Genomic DNA, 16,489 nt, shown 5'->3' on the forward strand with positions numbered 1-16,489 from the left:
AGACTTACCTTTACGCGAGTAATCAGACTAATACTTTAAGCCTGTTAAACTTTCGGGATAGAAATAATGATCTCTTTGCTATAGCTAGTGTTTAGGCAAAGCTAAAACGTTTTTATTAACAAAACAACTTTATAACCAATCAAAATTCATATGAGTAAATTTAAACACACTAATCATTGGAAGTGGCTCGGCGGACAGCATTACGTACAGGTTGTATGGCTCAGCTGTCTCAAAATTAGTATATTAATTTCCTTGCTGTTATGTAGTATTTATAGCTACGGACAAACAAGCAATAGGCAAACTGTCGTGGGTAAAGTGATAAGCGCTGATGATAAAAGCCCTTTACCGGGAGTGACTGTCAGTATAAAGGGAACCCAGAGCAGAACCCAAACAGATGCCAATGGCCGATTCGAATTAGCTGCTGCGGCAAATTCAGTATTGCAGTTTCAGTACTTGGGATATCTTACAAAAGAGGAGCCTGTCAGTAATCGAATGATCATTAATGTATCACTGAGCCCAGACGTGCAATCACTGGAAGAGGTCACCGTTTCTGTAGGCTACGGGACTTTAAAACAGAAAGAGGTGACTTCTGCTGTAGCGCACATCGATACCGCTCAATTCAGGCAAAGCGGTGCAAGAAACCCTTTGGACCTCATTCAGGGAAAGGTGGCAGGTTTGCAGGTGACACGTACGAGTGGATCGAATCCGAATACGGCAGTTGCGGTTCAGTTGCGCGGCGTGGTAAGTGTTGCCGGATCTGCCAGCCCACTTTATGTAATTGATGGTATTCCCGGAGGAAATATGGACCTATTGCAGCAGGACGATATTGAATCGATAGACGTGTTGAAAGATGGTTCTGGAGCCGCTATTTATGGATCTACTGCCAATGCTGGTGTTATTTTAGTGACTACAAAAAAAGGGAAGGCAGGTGCCTCTTCTTTTACTTACAATAACTATGTTAGAAAGGAATATGTGGCCAGGAGACCAAACACCTTATCAGCAGAAGAGTTTCGGGATAAAGTAAATAGCGGCGAAATTAATCAGCAAGATTTTGGTCATAATACCGATTTCTATGACATGCTGATTAATCATAGTAACCTATCGAATAACCATAATCTTGCTATGAGCGGAGGAACGAGTAATACCAACTACCGAGCAAGTGTGAACTACCGGAATCTAGAGGGCATAAGTTTAGCTAACACTCGTCAGGAATATGGCGCGCGATTGAATATCAATCAAAAAGGATTAGACGATCGCTTGAACGTCATGCTAAATTTGGCAACCAATTTCAATAAGCAAAATCGACTAGGCGGTGGCGGATGGGAAAGCGAAGTGTTCAAAAATCCAACTTTATCCAATTTTAATGATGATGGGTCTTATCGTTTTGATCTAATAAGCACCAATGAATATGCTCGCTTAATGCAAGAAACATCTTGGAGGAAGCAACAAACTACTTCCGGTGATTTTAAAGCAGATCTGGAGTTATTGCCTGGATTGAAAGGTTCAGTTTTTGGCTCGTACCAGCGAGAATCATGGAATGATAGCCAGTACGCTCCCCAAAACAGCGAAGCATCGTTAGAAAACACCGATTATCCAGGAGGAGCATGGGCGGCAAAGAGCGATTTTCTTTCAGAATCTTACGCTTTTGAACCTACTTTACAATACCAAAAGCTCATTGCGGAGAAACACAATTTGACAGCTATTGCAGGATACAGCTACCGATATTATAAAGAAGAAGGCCTGAGTGCAGAAAATCGCGGGTTTATCAACGACCTTTTTCACGAAGATAATCTAGGCCAGGGGACGGCTTTAATTGATGGTAAAGCGAGCATGGGAAGCTTTAAAAACGACAACACGCTTATAGCCTTTTTCGGGCGGATAAATTATACTTTTAACAACAAGTATATGGCGCAGTTTATTTTACGTCATGAAGGTTCTTCTCGTTTTGGCGATAACAACAAATGGGGAAATTTTCCTGCGGTATCCGTGGGGTGGACCGTGTCCGAGGAAGCGTTTATGAAGGACATCACCTTTGTGAATTTTCTGAAACTTCGTGCAGGTTATGGGGAGACGGGAAACTCTGGCTTTGCGAATAATGCTTCCCGTGTTACCTTGGGAGGCGGTGGAAGATACCTTTATCCAGATGGTTATTACAGAGAAACGTATGGCCCCAATCGGAATCCTAATCCAAATCTTAAGTGGGAAACCAAAAGAGAAACCAATATTGGTCTTGATTATACGTTGTTTAATAGTAAACTCAGTGGTAGCATCGATGTATTCAAACGGACGACGAAAGACTTGCTTGATACCTACACCTCTCCGCAACCGCCTTATATCAGAGACCAGATTTATACCAATGTGGGTTCTATTTCTTCTAAAGGGATTGAAGTTGCCTTTAGCTATCAAGCAGTCGATAAAAAGGATTTCAAATGGACGATTGATTTGGCTGCCAGCACCACAAAGAACACCTTGGATTCCTATTCCAATGATATCTATAAAGTGGAATATGCGAATTATGGAACAATTGGTGGAGCCGGTGCTTTGGGTGAGGCTTTTACTACTTATGAAGGCGAAAAAGTTGGTGAATTTTGGGGAAAACGTTTTGCTGGTTTCACGGAAGATGGTAAGTGGCTGTTTTATAATCGGAACGGAGAGGCCGTTCGAAACGACCAAATTAATTATTCGAAGGATAGAAACCTAACCGATTTGGCTCCTATCGGAAATGCGGTGCCAAAATATTACTTATCATTAACGAATAGCTTTAGGTATAAACAATTTGACTTCAGGGTGTTTATGCGCGGGAAATTTGCTTACGATATCCTGAATACCATGGCGTTAAGTTATGGTAACAAAACCTGGAGTGGTAATCTGTTAAAAGAAACATTCACCAAGTATAAGGATATCGATGACACCTATATGTATTCTGACTATTATTTGGAAAGTGGTAGTCATTGGAAAATTGATGAAATCACCATTGGCTATACCTTTAAGCTCCCTACAAGATTGGTAAAAAACCTGAGGGTTTATGCAACAGGACAGAATTTAGCGACCATTACGGGGTACTCAGGTAACGATCCTGATCTAGTTTCCGACACGGGGATCGGAAATCCCGACGACAACGATAGAAGATTAGGTATTGACAATAGGAGTTCTTATCCAAGTACGCGATCATTCTTGTTCGGAGTTAATCTCGCCTTTTAATAGGCTGATTTAACCATATGTATAGCAATCGGAGTTTAAATTGAAATAATTACTGATGAAAACGCAATCATTATTAAAAAAAATATTGGTAGGCACATTACTACTGACCGGATGTACCAAGTTGGATGAGAATGCCTATGATGAAATGATTACAGATAATTTCTACAATAACAGAAATGAAGTTGTGTCGGCAGTGCTGAGGCCTTATACTCACGCGAATGCATGGGTAACGCCTTCTGGCCAGGATGGCTGGTGGAGACCTGCAGAACTTTCTGGCGATCAACTGGCTTGGCCTACAAAGGGTCGGCATGGAGAAGACGGAGGGAAATGGAAACGCCTGCACTACCATGCATGGACCGTGGATGAAGGGGGGCTGAACAATGCTTGGTCCTTAATGTATTGGGGGATGGGCCTGTGTAACGATCCTATCGAAAATTTGGAAAAGCGGGATGTTGCTGCAATGGGAATAACAGAGGAAGAGAAGGCTGCTTATATTGGAGAACTAAAATTGTTAAGAGCTTTCCATTATTTAAAATTAATGGATCTTTTTGGCAATATCCCAATCGTAACGCAGGTAGGAGAGCCCGCTCAGCCGGAGACCCGCTCCCGTCAGGATGTGTTTAACTTTGTGGAAAGTGAAATTCTGGAGAACATCAATCAAGCACCCAAGCTTTCTCGTGAAATGTTGGGCAGAATGTCTCAGGCTGGCGCGTATGCGATGTTGGTAGAGTTGTATCTCAATGCAGAGGTTTGGACGGGAACTGCTCGCTGGGATGATTGTATTGCTGCAGCCGATCATTTAATTAATGGAGATGGTGGAGCACAAAATGGTATTATGGCTTTGGATCCTAATATTATCGATACTTATAACACGACGAACGACTTGTCTAAGGAAGTAATATTTTCCATTGCCTATGATTATACAACGGCTAATTTTCAACCTTCCTGGCCCAGCGAATTTTATCATTTTAAACAGAGAGAAATTTATGGAGGTGGAAGGAACGGAAATGACGGAATTGTAGTTATCCCTGGTGTATTTACAAACTATTCCGATCAAGATTTAAGAAAGAGAGAATGGCTATTGGAAGGGCCTATGTATAACTTTGGAACAGGAGTACCCGTTACGGGTTCTGAAGAATATAATGGACAACCTTTGGTGTTTGTCGATAATATTCGAAAGAATAAATCCGGATCTACTGTTTCTAATATGAGTGAAGGGGAAGAAAACAGTGGTGTGCGCTTTAATAAATATAAGCTGGGAAATCAAGTGGTGGGTATTGACGGAACTCCGGTTGATCCAAATTATAATAATACTGACTGGAATATTTACCGGCTATCATGGATTTACTTTGCTAAAGCTGAGGCTATTATGCGAAAGAACGGAGGCGTTGCAACGCAAGAGGCCGTAACATTAATCAATGAATGTAGAAAACGGGCATTCTCCGAGAGTGATTGGCCATCCCATGCCTATACTACAAGCACGCTAACTATGGACGAATTGTTGGCTGAGCGCGGGAGAGAGTTTATATTTGAAGGATTCAGAAGGGACGACCTTATTCGCTTCGGCAAATTTACCACAGAATCTTGGTGGGATCATCAACCAAGCGACCCAACTAAGGCACTTTTTCCTATTCCGCAAAGACAAAGAGATTTAAACCCTAACCTTCAACAAAATCCAGGTTACAATTAAGTACATTTGATCCATGGATGCAAAGAAACCTCATTTGCATCCATGGATACCAATACAAGCCATTATGAAAAGCATATGATACGATACCTAAAGCAAACAAAATCTATTCTAGCTGTAGTCATTGCCATTAGTTTAAGCTGGTCTGTTGCCTATGGACAGCAGAATTCTTCCGTACTCAAGGATAGGCAACAAGCCTTTATTGATTTGGCATTCGGTATGTTCATCCATTATAATATACCTACGTATATGGAAGATGACTGGGCTGATCCTGATGCATCACCGGCCATTTTTAACCCCAAGCGGCTAAATACCGATCAATGGGCAGAGGCTGCGAAAAGCGCGCACATGAGTTACGGATGCCTTACAACCAAGCACCATAGCGGTTTTGCTATTTGGGATACGAAGACAACCGATTATAACGTAATGAATAGTCCCTTGAAACAAGATGTTGTAAAAGCTTACGTCACCTCCTTTCGTAAAGCAGGACTGAAGGTCATGTTGTATTATTCCATTTTGGATATCCATCACCAGCTTAGACCGGGCCATATAACAACCGAGCATATTAAGATGGTAAAAGACCAATTAACTGAACTACTTACTAATTACGGAGAAATTGAGGCACTAATTATCGATGGATGGGACGCACCTTGGTCACGTATTTCTTACGACGATGTACCCTTTGAGGAGATATATAGACTTATAAAGACCCTACAACCAAATTGTCTGGTAATGGATTTAAACGCTGCGAAATATCCCACAGAAGCACTTTTCTATACAGATATAAAATCTTACGAACAAGGAGCAGGGCAGCATATATCGAAAGAACAAAATAAATTGCCGGCACTTTCTTGTTTGCCTTTACAGGCGAATTGGTTTTGGAAGTCGTCTTTTCCAACTTCTTCCTTAAAAGATGTAGAAAGTTTAGTGAACGACAACCTTATACCTTTTAATCAGGTTTATTGTAATTTTATTCTGAATGTAGCTCCAAATCGTGATGGTATAATCGATGACAATGCTCTCGAATCATTAAAGAAAATAGGGCAGCTTTACCAAAGACCAAAGAATCTACCAACATTACCACCCAACGATGGGCCAATTATTTCATCCAATTTGGCTAAAATGAAGTCAGCTAATAGTAGTTGGAGCTATGACATGAATATTATGGACTTTGCCAACGACGATAAATTTAGCACCTTCTGGCGCGCTCATCCAAGTGTAAAAGAACCTTGGCTAGAGATCGATTTGGGAAGAGAACAGCCGTTCAATAGCGTGGTAATAACAGAAGAGAAATCCAATGTGTCGGCTTATACATTAGAGTATTATGCAGAAGGAAAATGGACACCCTTAGCAAATGGACGCGATGAAAAACGCGTGAAGATTATTCGTTTTGATACTGTTTGGGCACAAAAATTAAGAGCCCGCTTTGGTAGTTTCAAAGAAGCACCTGCCATAGCGGAATTTGGCGTTTATAATGAAAGACGATAACAAGATATGATGATAAATAAAATAAAGGCGTATGCTTTTGCTGTCTTCATGATCAGTGGCTTAGGGGCCCTGCAGCCTGCATGCGCGCAAAGTAATGAGGTAATGGTCGACCCGGTCGACTATGTAAACCCCTTAATGGGCACCGACTCAAAAGTTTCCTTGTCTAACGGAAATACATATCCTGCAATTGGATTGCCTTGGGGAATGAACTTTTGGACACCGCAAACGGGTAAGAATGGCAATGGCTGGCAGTATACATATGCGGCTGATAAAATTCGAGGTTTGAAGCAAACGCATCAACCATCCCCTTGGATGAACGACTACGGACAATTCTCTCTTATGCCGATAAGTGGTAAAGCGGTATTTGATGAAGAGGACCGAGCCAGCTGGTTTTCGCATAAAGCGGAAGTATCTAAACCTTATTACTACAGCGTGTATTTGGCAGACCATGACGTAACCGCCGAGGTAACGCCTACCGAAAGAGCAGCTATGTTTCGTTTCTCTTTTTCCAAAACCGATAGTGCGTTTGTAGTACTGGATGCTTTTGACCGTGGTTCGAAGGTAAAAATAATCCCGGAAAAGAATATGATCGTTGGATATTCTTCCCGTTACAGCAGAGGAAAGCTAAAGAATTTCAAAAATTATTTCGTAATCGTTTTTGATAAACCATTCAGTAATTTCGCAACTTGGGCCGATTCAACGAAATATACCAATCGAACGGAATTGGCTGCTGATCACGCAGGTGCCATTGTAGGGTTTTCAGTGCGTGGAAAGACAGATCAGGTACATGCAAAAGTGGCCTCTTCTTTCATTAGCGAAGAACAAGCATTGCTTAATTTGAAAGAACTCGCCAATGATTCATTCGATCAAATTGCCGGCAAAGGACGTGCAGTATGGAATGAGAAGCTGGGCAGACTGCAGGTAGAGGGTGCCAGTGTTGATCAATTGCAAACTTTTTATTCCTGCTTATACCGTACGCTATTTTTTCCCAATAAGCTTTATGAAGTAGATGCAAAGGGCAAAATTGTCCATTATAGTCCTTATAATGGTGAAGTTCTTCCAGGATACATGTTTGCCGGGACAGGTTTTTGGGATACATTTAGAGCTCTTTATCCATTTTTAAACCTGATGTACCCTTCCATCAATAAAGAAATGCAAGAAGGGCTTATTAATGATTACAAAGAAGGGGGATTTTTACCTGAATGGAGTAGTCCTGGTTTTGCCGATATTATGGTCGGTAATAACTCAGCTTCAGTTGTAGCTGATGCGTATATAAAAGGCCTAAGGGGATATGACATTGAGAAATTATATGAAGCCTTGATTCATGGCGCCAATAATGAGGGGCCAATGTCTGCCGTTGGAAGAAAGGGCGTTGAATACTACAACAGTTTAGGCTATGTTCCCTACGATGTAAAGATTAATGAGAATGCGGCGAGAACATTGGAATATGCCTATGATGATTTTGCCATTTATCAACTGGCAAAGGCACTTAAAAAGCCAAAGAAGGAAATCGAATTGTATGCAAAACGCAGTCAAAATTATCGTAATCTGTTCGATAAAGAATCGAATTTAATGCGGGGAAAAAATAAAGACGGCTCTTTTCAGTCGCCTTTTAATCCGCTTAAGTGGGGAGATGCGTTTACCGAAGGTAACAGCTGGCATTATTCCTGGAGTGTTTTTCATGATGTGGAGGGACTTATCGACTTAATGGGTGGTGAAAAGATTTTTGTAACCATGCTCGATTCTGTATTTAACCAGTCGCCCACCTTTGACGATAGCTATTACGGAGGTGTTATTCATGAGATTAGGGAAATGCAGATCGCTAATATGGGGCAATATGCTCATGGAAACCAGCCTATTCAACATATGATCTATCTTTATAACTATGCGGGGCAACCCTGGAAAACCCAATATTGGGTACGAGAGGTTATGAACCGATTATACTTAGCTACTCCTGACGGCTACTGTGGAGATGAAGATAACGGCCAAACATCGGCATGGTATGTATTTTCCGCGTTAGGCTTCTATCCGGTATGTCCTGCCACTGATCAATATGTTTTGGGTGCCCCTTTGTTCAAAAAAGTAATATTACGCCTCGAGAACGGTAAAAGATTCGAAATTGCGGCGCCGCAAAATAATAATGAAAACCGTTACATCAAAGACGCCTTGTTAGACGGTAAGGCTCTTGATCAAAATTGGATAAGCCACCAACGTATTTTAGATGGTGGTCAGTTGTTATTTCAAATGGATAAAACACCCAATAAAACGAGGGGGACCAACGCAAAAGCATATCCTTTTTCGTTTTCATCAAGCAATTAGTAACGAAACCAAAAAACGCAGCAAGACACGTTGCTTAAAAGGCTTCTGGTCATGCATTAAAATTTTCAATAATGTTTATTTCAAAATTCAAAGTACTTTCACTAATCGGGTTCATTTATATACAGTGTCAGGTCGCTCATGCTCAAAATCGCTGGGATGCAGTAGATGAAGATATAAAAATAGCTACGTCTGTCGATACAATGAAGCAGGGAAAATATAGTTTGATATTTATTAACAAATCGGTGGACTTCGATACGGTGGTTAAAAAGAGGCTTGTTGAAGTCTTTTTTATAAATTATCCCAAAGAGGCTAAAATATATAATAAGAAAACGACAAGGAAGGTTGTTTTTGTAATTGATCCCGATTATAAAGGTGTTGCTGCTGCGGCTGGAGGTGTCGTACGTTTTAATCCCCTATGGTTTAAGAAGAATCCAGGTGATGTAGATGTCGTTACGCACGAAGTGATGCACCTCGTCCAATCTTATCCGGACGGTGCGGGGCCAGGCTGGATAACAGAGGGGATTGCGGATTACGTGAGGTTTACTTTGGGTGTCGACAACGAAGGGGCAAACTGGAAACTACCGGAATTTGACGAAAAACAATCTTATGAAAACGCATATCGGATAACTGCCCGCTTCTTCTACTGGGTTGAAAAAAACATAAAAAGGGGCACGATTAAAAAACTAGATGCAGCAATGCGTACTAAAACGTATTCGGATATTTTTTGGGAAAAGAATACCGGTAAAACCGTAGACGAACTATGGGCTGAGTATGCAAAAAAACCAACAATTAGCTAATATATTTACACGTAGACGGCCGTTCAATCCTCATTTTGGTTTGTTGATAAGGATTGCGGCTGTCTTTATTATAAGAGCAATAGCGTATTCCTCTTAACGTTTTATAAAAATATTTCGCTTTTAACACTAAAATGGCTTATTTTAAGAAGTAGGTGTAGTGAAGCGAACCCTTTGGGTACTCTTTAAGATAGCAGTGGATAATAAATAAGTAACTATATATGAATAAATGGAAGAAAATCTTGATTTTTCTTATGCTCCCGATAGGGGCATATGCGCAAGATTTATCGTTGGTGCAGTATGTTAAACCAATTATCGGAACAGCAAAAATGGGACATACCTTTCCCGGAGCGACGGTACCGTTCGGTTCGGTACAGCTTAGTCCGGATACCGATACCATTCCGTATGCCGTGGATGGGAAATATAATGGGGAAGTATACAAATATTGTGCGGGTTACCAGTATGCGGATCCTACAATCGTAGGTTTCAGTCATACGCATTTTAGTGGAACAGGCCACTCCGATTTAGGCGATTTTTTAATTATGCCTACCACAGGAGACGTGCAGATGAATCCGGGAACGAGTGATCAACCTGAAAATGGTTATCGTTCAGCCTACAGCCATGATAATGAGGTTGCAGAACCTAATTACTATCGGGTAAAACTAGATGATCATCAGATTTTGGCAGAATTGACTACCTCTGCTCGGGTTGGATTTCACCAATATACGTTTCCAAAATCAAGTAATGGTCATATTATTCTCGATTTGATGGCTGGAATTTACAACTATGATGATAAGAACGTATGGACTGTTGTACGGGTAGTCAATGATAGTTTAGTGACCGGTTATAGACAAACTAATGGTTGGGGGCGAACGCGAACGGTTTACTTTGCGATGAGTTTTTCGAAGCCTTTTAAAGAATATGGTATCCAAAATAATGACCCTGTACAGGTATACAAAGGCTTTTGGCGAAAATTCAATCAAGAGAAAAATTTTCCGGATCTTGCTGGAAAAAAACTCAGAATGCACTTCGATTTTAGTACTGAAGAGGGAGAAAAGGTCAAAATAAAATTTGCCATAAGTCCTGTAAGTATGCAAAATGCGCTGGCTAATATGCAAGCTGAAATTCCACATTGGGACTTTGACCGAGTTAAACACCATGGACAGCAATTATGGGAAAAGGAGTTGCAAAAGATCGTTGTTGATGTTCCAACTAATGAGGATCGTATTAACTTCTATACGGCAATGTATCATGCGGCCCTTATGCCGACAATGTACATGGATAACAACGGTCAGTATAAAGGCTTGGATCAAGAAGTGCATCAGGCGGAAGGATTCACGAATTATACATCTTTTTCGTTGTGGGACACGTTTAGAGCTTTTCATCCCTATCTTAATCTCGTCAATCCGAAACGAAACGCCGATATGGTAGCTTCTATGATGGCACATTACCAACAAAGTGTTTTGCATATGCTTCCTATTTGGTCGCATTATGCGAATGATAACTGGTGCATGAGCGGCTATCACAGCGTATCGGTTATTGCAGATGCTATCATAAAGGGTGTTTATAAAGGGGATGCATTGGCTGCATTAGAGGCTTGCATCCAAACTGCAAATGCCAGAAACTATGAAGGTATCGGTGCCTATATCGACAAAGGATATGTTCCTGCCGATATTTCCGGAACCGCTGTATCCAATACACTCGAATATGCCTATGACGATTGGTGTATCGCTCAGTTAGCTAAAAAATTGGGAAGAATGGATGTGTATCAGGATTTTATTAAACGGTCATCCAATTGGAAAAACGTATATGATCCTTCCGTTGGATTTATGCGTCCGCGGATGACTGATGGCACCTTTAAAAGCGATTTTGATGTACTTAAGACCGATGGACAAGGATTTATTGAAGGGAATGCATGGAACTTTAGTTTGTATGTGCCTCACGACCCTGAAGGAATGATGGTCAATATGGGCGGTAAGAAGCGTTTGTCCCGCTATTTAGACTCGCTGTTTAGTATGCATTTGCCAGATGAGTTCTTCGCACATACGGAAGATATTACAAGAGATGGCATTATCGGGAATTATGTGCATGGAAATGAGCCTTCGCACCACGTAGCTTACTTGTATAATATAACAGGTGAGCCTTGGAAGGCTCAGCAAAAGATCCGAATGATTCTTAAGCATCAATATCACAATGGGGCAGACGGTTTAGGTGGAAATGATGACTGCGGCCAAATGAGTGCTTGGTTCATCTTTAGTTCGCTAGGCTTTTATCCGGTGGCTCCGGCATCTGACGAATATTGGTTGGGAAGCCCCGCCGTTCGAAATGCAAAATTACAGTTCGACAATGGGAACACCCTCATAGTAAAAGCGATTAATCAGTCAGATAAAAATGTTTTTGTTAAGAAAGTAACGCTAAACGGTGAAGAAGTTAAGAGCTATAAGCTAAAACACGCTGATTTAATGAACGGAGGAGAGCTCATCTTTTATATGAGTGCAAAAAAGTAAATAAAAAGCCGATGACTGCCGCGTAACGGCAATCATCGGCTTTTATGACGCCTTAAACGCATAACTGATTTCTCTATTCTCCTGCATCAATTTCGATTTCAATACCTTTCTCTTGATAATAAGAAAAGTTATTAAGTACTTCGTCTATACCCAATAACTCCTTTTCACTTAACGCTGTAACGGACGCATCGTCCATAAGTTCCCCTCTTTCAGGTTCTTTGCTCGGAATGTATACTAAGTCGTCGCCGTCCCGGGCACTTGCTATTAATGTAGTAAATCCGTTTTCCTTCAATTTTTTTAATAAAGGAACAGTTATTGGCTCGTTCATAAAAATTTGTGTTGATAAATACTTAACAAATAGAGGCATTTGAGTGTTTTATTATTTTATATAAATATGCGCAGAAAAAATATTAGCTTTAACGATAAACATCAAAAAGACAATATTTTTGAACAACGGGTTTGGTGTTTTCTAATCGATTTGTTATAAATGCTATCAAAAAGTAAAGAGGAACTATTAGCAGTCATCGCAGAGCAAGAGAGAACTATCTTGAAGTTGGAGGAGAGTAATCAATTGAAAATAAAGTGGATTAGTTTACTTGTGCATGACCTGAGAGGTTTTCTGGGAAATACAATTTGGTTTGTAGATAACTATTTAAAGCGCGGAATTGGCGACGAGGTGTTTTTGGAGCTATTACCGGAATTAAAAAAAACAGCCGAGCTGCAGTTGGAGGGGTTTAACAAAACCGTTGTTTGGGCAAGAGAGCAATCGGTGGTGTTAGATGAGGACCCCGTAGCACTTAATTTGAAAGCCATTATAGCTTCCGTATTGGAACAGCATAATGCTGCTATCCAAGCAAAGCAAATAACAGTCTCCGTTTCTTATTATGAAGAAGTAATGCGCGCTAGTGGTTATCCAATGCTGACCCAGTTTGTTATTAAGCATGTGCTGGATAATGCTATTAAATTTACTGATAAGGGAGGAAGTATCTCTATTAGATTGGAACAAATGGATAATAGCAGAATATATGTTGACATTGTAGATGCCGGAATAGGAATGAATGAAGAAACACTCAAAAATATTTATAATCCAGGTAAGATCAAGTACCTTGGGACTGCAGGGGAAACAGGAATTGGGATTACGTTAATGATTTGCCGAGATTTTATGGATATGCAAAAGGGAAGACTTTCTGTACAGTCGTCCCTTGGAAGCGGAACAACAGTAAGACTTGAATTTATAAAAGCTACTAATTGATGAATTTATGGCCACGCCCCACATATTAATAGCCGACGATCATTCTATTGTTAGGTTGGGTATTTCCCTTATTATTCAAAAGCAATATCCCAAAGCCATTATTAGACAAACGGATAACTACCAGGGGGTATTGGACATGGTAGCAAAAAGAAGACTTTCATTTAATCGTATTAGATATCAAAATGCCAAATGGAAGTTTTCAAAAGACCTTGAATTTTATCAAAAAGAAACGATGCGAAACAAAGGTATTGGTTTTTTCTACACTTGAGGAAGAACTTTACGCCGCCAAATATTTGAAGGCAGGAGCTGACGGCTTTCTTCAAAAACAAGTAAGTGAAGAAAGTGTGAGGACTGAATTGGAGAAAATGATACGGAAAACAGGGTACACCAACAGCTGACAGCTAGGATAGCAGCTTGTAAAACCAAAATTGTTTGTGTACCAACTGTTCCTTTTTGTAAATAAGTAACACTTTGAAAAAATATTTGAATTTTTTTTATTAAAATAAAAAATAAATTGTATTTTTATCAAAGAATATAAACTTATATCATATCGACGTTTTTCATGTGTGAATAGTCTAAGCACAATAAGTACCCGTTGGTGGTTCTACGGGTACTTGTGCTGGACGCTTTAAAATCTTAACCATTATTCTACCGTTACTGATTTTGCCAAGTTTCTAGGCTGGTCGACATTGCAACCCCTCATAACGGCAATGTGATAGGAGAGCAGTTGCAGCGGGATTGTGGCTAAAATAGGTGTTAATGCTTCTTCACAAAACGGAATTTCGATGATATAATCTGCTATGTCTCGGATGACCGTATCTCCCTCGGTTACAATAGCGATGATCTTACCTTTACGTGCTTTCACTTCCTGTATATTACTGATAATTTTTTCGTACGAAGAATCTTTAGTGGCAATAACTACAACAGGCATTTGCTCATCTATTAAAGCAATCGGACCATGCTTCATTTCTGCGGCCGGATAGCCTTCGGCATGAATGTAAGAAATTTCTTTTAGTTTAAGTGCACCTTCAAGTGCTACAGGAAAGTTGATACCGCGGCCAAGGAATAAGCAATTCGTACTGTCCTTAATTTCGCTTGCAATTAATTGTACAAGTGGCTCGCTTTTTAAGCAGCTTGTGATGAGATCCGGTGTTTTTTGCAATTCGGCTAGTAAGGTCGCAATTCTGGAGGAAGGCAAACTGCCTTTATGCTTTGCTATATAAAGGGCTAAAAGTGAAAGCGCGGTCACCTGCGCCGTAAAGGCCTTGGTAGAAGCGACGCCGATTTCCGGGCCTGCATGGGTATACATCCCGGCATGCGATAGTCGTGGAATAGAAGATCCGACAACATTGCATATTCCAAAGATCGTTGCTCCGGCTTTTTTTGCTAACTCTACCGCTGCCATCGTATCTGCTGTTTCGCCTGACTGCGAAATGGCAATAACTATATCGTCTTTACCGATAATAGGATTCCTATACCTAAATTCGGAAGCATATTCTACCTCCACTGGTATCCGTGCATATTCCTCAATTAGGTACTCACCTACCAATCCAGCGTGCCATGAAGTTCCGCAAGACACAATAATAATCCGTTGTGCCTGCAAAAATTTATTGGCGTATTCGCTTATTCCTCCAAGGTTGATTCGTGCTTCCTCTGCATGGATTCGTCCGCGCATACAGTTGGCAATGGAACGCGGCTGCTCATGAATTTCTTTAAGCATAAAATGTTCGTATCCACCTTTCTCTAACGCTTCCAGTTCTAATTCAAGCTCTTGAATATATGGAGTAATTTTCAGATTTGCGAGGTCTCTTATCTCCATATTTTCTCTGTTAAGAAATACAAGCACATTATCATCAGGATAATATACCTGCTTCGTATACTCAACAATCGGCGATGCATCAGAGGCAACAAAGTATTCATGTTCTCCTATTCCAATTACCATAGGGCTCCCTTTCCTGGCAGCAATCAATAAATCCGGTTCTTCTTTACTTAAGATTACGATGGCGAAAGCACCTGTAACATGTGTCAATGCAACTCGAACGGCTTCTCGCAAATCAGATTCACCCTCCATTTGAATCTGTTCTATTAATTTAATAAGAACTTCCGTGTCGGTGTCGCTTAAAAATGTATGTCCTTTTTGAACAAGCATTTCCTTGATTGCAGCGTAATTTTCTATAATTCCGTTGTGAACGATAGCTAATTTTTGGCTCCCGGAAAGATGGGGGTGTGCATTTCTGTCACTCGGTGCTCCATGAGTAGCCCATCGTGTATGCCCCATTCCTAAACTACCGGACAGTTCTTCATTTTCTGCAAAGCGCTCGAGGTCATTCACTTTACCGGCTTTTTTGTAAATGTTCATTTCTCCATTTACAAGTGCGACACCCGCACTGTCGTATCCTCTGTATTCTAATCTTTTTAACCCTTTGATTATTATTTCCCAGGCATCCCTATGCCCAATATAGCCTACAATTCCACACATAAATAAAGCGTTTTTTTGAACGTGATTGTTTATAATATTTGTAAGGAGCTAAAATAGAACAAAAAGATAATCAACGCAACCGATTGCGTAACTATTTTATATGGAGGCAATAGAGAAAGGTCAGTGCACAAACTTTATATTACATGTGAAGTATATTCAGCTAAAATATACCTGGCCTATAGTTTGGATTTTCGCCGCAAAGAATAGGCTTTGTAATCCAAATCAGGCTTAACTGAAACCCAAGAGCCATCATAAAGCCCCTGAACGTCAAAAAGTGCTGTAAATTCCTTCCACAAACTTTTTAAAAGGACTTGAAAAAGCCCCGTATCTTTCTCAATAATCAATAACGCATCGGGTTGGCTGATCATAAAATCTACTAAAATTTGTGCAAGCGTATCATGGAGATTATCTGAAGGAATGTAAGTGTAATTAATAAAGTTGTTGATCTCGTCATCGTTCAGATTGCTTTGTTGTTTGATGTTAAGGTGATAGCTATTCTCAATGACTAATTTCCGAAATTGAATGACTGCATAGTTTTGTTGCGACGGTTGGTCACAATAAAATACATAATTCAATATACCCTCTTTTGGAGAGGTTGGCTTACCGCTTTGTGTATGCAAAAAAGAAGAGAAAGGCCTTAAGCTTCTCTTCTTATCTAGTATGGTGTGGTTTATGTAAGGTGGTTTGGAATTGCTGTCTCCAATAGTTTGTTTTTTCATTATATAAATAGATAGATGCTATAACATTTTTACAAAAATGATG

At 40.3% G+C, this 16,489-nt stretch carries 10 protein-coding genes and 1 pseudogene; 8 read left to right on the forward strand and 3 right to left on the reverse strand.

Going from position 1 to position 16,489, the window contains the following annotated elements:
- The first annotated feature begins 150 nt into the window (after nucleotides 1–150).
- The 6 genes from ACH11B_RS10520 to ACH11B_RS10545 all read left to right on the forward strand — a co-directional run bounded on the left by ACH11B_RS10520 (nucleotide 151) and on the right by ACH11B_RS10545 (nucleotide 11,996).
- A complete protein-coding gene (locus ACH11B_RS10520; protein WP_377613483.1) occupies nucleotides 151–3,201 on the forward strand; it encodes a SusC/RagA family TonB-linked outer membrane protein in 3,051 nt (1,016 codons plus the stop codon).
- 55 nt (nucleotides 3,202–3,256) lie between these two features.
- A complete protein-coding gene (locus tag ACH11B_RS10525; RefSeq protein WP_377613482.1) occupies nucleotides 3,257–4,891 on the forward strand; it encodes a RagB/SusD family nutrient uptake outer membrane protein in 1,635 nt (544 codons plus the stop codon).
- Nucleotides 4,892–4,933: 42 nt separating this feature from the next.
- Nucleotides 4,934–6,376, forward strand: coding sequence for an alpha-L-fucosidase (locus ACH11B_RS10530; RefSeq protein ID WP_377613481.1), 1,443 nt, complete (start codon nucleotides 4,934–4,936; stop codon nucleotides 6,374–6,376).
- Nucleotides 6,377–6,382: 6 nt separating this feature from the next.
- Nucleotides 6,383–8,695, forward strand: a complete 2,313-nt coding sequence (locus ACH11B_RS10535) for a GH92 family glycosyl hydrolase (protein WP_377613480.1) — start codon at nucleotides 6,383–6,385, stop codon at nucleotides 8,693–8,695.
- Nucleotides 8,696–8,766: 71 nt separating this feature from the next.
- Nucleotides 8,767–9,492 carry a basic secretory protein-like protein gene (locus ACH11B_RS10540; protein ID WP_377613479.1) on the forward strand — a complete coding sequence of 242 codons (726 nt, stop codon included), beginning with the start codon at nucleotides 8,767–8,769 and terminating at the stop codon, nucleotides 9,490–9,492.
- 218 nt (nucleotides 9,493–9,710) lie between these two features.
- Entirely contained in the window at nucleotides 9,711–11,996 is a 2,286-nt protein-coding gene (locus ACH11B_RS10545; protein ID WP_377613478.1) for a GH92 family glycosyl hydrolase, read from the forward strand.
- A 73-nt stretch (nucleotides 11,997–12,069) separates the two neighbouring features.
- On the opposite strand, the gene ACH11B_RS10550 is transcribed toward ACH11B_RS10545, so the two are convergent.
- A complete protein-coding gene (locus ACH11B_RS10550; protein ID WP_130856226.1) occupies nucleotides 12,070–12,324 on the reverse strand; it encodes a hypothetical protein in 255 nt (84 codons plus the stop codon).
- A 159-nt stretch (nucleotides 12,325–12,483) separates the two neighbouring features.
- Here ACH11B_RS10550 and ACH11B_RS10555 point away from each other — a divergent pair, with 159 nt between their 5' ends.
- Both ACH11B_RS10555 and ACH11B_RS10560 read left to right on the forward strand, forming a co-directional pair.
- Nucleotides 12,484–13,248 carry a sensor histidine kinase gene (locus ACH11B_RS10555; RefSeq protein WP_377613477.1) on the forward strand — a complete coding sequence of 255 codons (765 nt, stop codon included), beginning with the start codon at nucleotides 12,484–12,486 and terminating at the stop codon, nucleotides 13,246–13,248.
- 155 nt (nucleotides 13,249–13,403) lie between these two features.
- A pseudogene (locus tag ACH11B_RS10560) lies at nucleotides 13,404–13,646 on the forward strand (response regulator); the annotation flags it as partial.
- Nucleotides 13,647–13,891: 245 nt separating this feature from the next.
- Here the strand turns inward: ACH11B_RS10560 and glmS are convergent.
- The gene (glmS, locus tag ACH11B_RS10565) at nucleotides 13,892–15,727 is read right to left on the reverse strand and encodes a glutamine--fructose-6-phosphate transaminase (isomerizing) (RefSeq protein WP_013665344.1); all 1,836 of its coding nucleotides are present in this window, start codon (nucleotides 15,725–15,727) and stop codon (nucleotides 13,892–13,894) included.
- Between the two features lie 176 nt (nucleotides 15,728–15,903).
- Complete coding sequence (locus tag ACH11B_RS10570) at nucleotides 15,904–16,446, reverse strand: DUF6934 family protein (protein WP_377613476.1); 543 nt, start codon at nucleotides 16,444–16,446, stop codon at nucleotides 15,904–15,906.
- Between the last annotated feature and the right edge of the window lie 43 nt (nucleotides 16,447–16,489).

Origin of the sequence: Olivibacter sp. EAT-5, assembly GCF_044784325.1 — a bacterium.
In the GTDB taxonomy this organism is placed as follows: domain Bacteria; phylum Bacteroidota; class Bacteroidia; order Sphingobacteriales; family Sphingobacteriaceae; genus Olivibacter; species Olivibacter oleidegradans.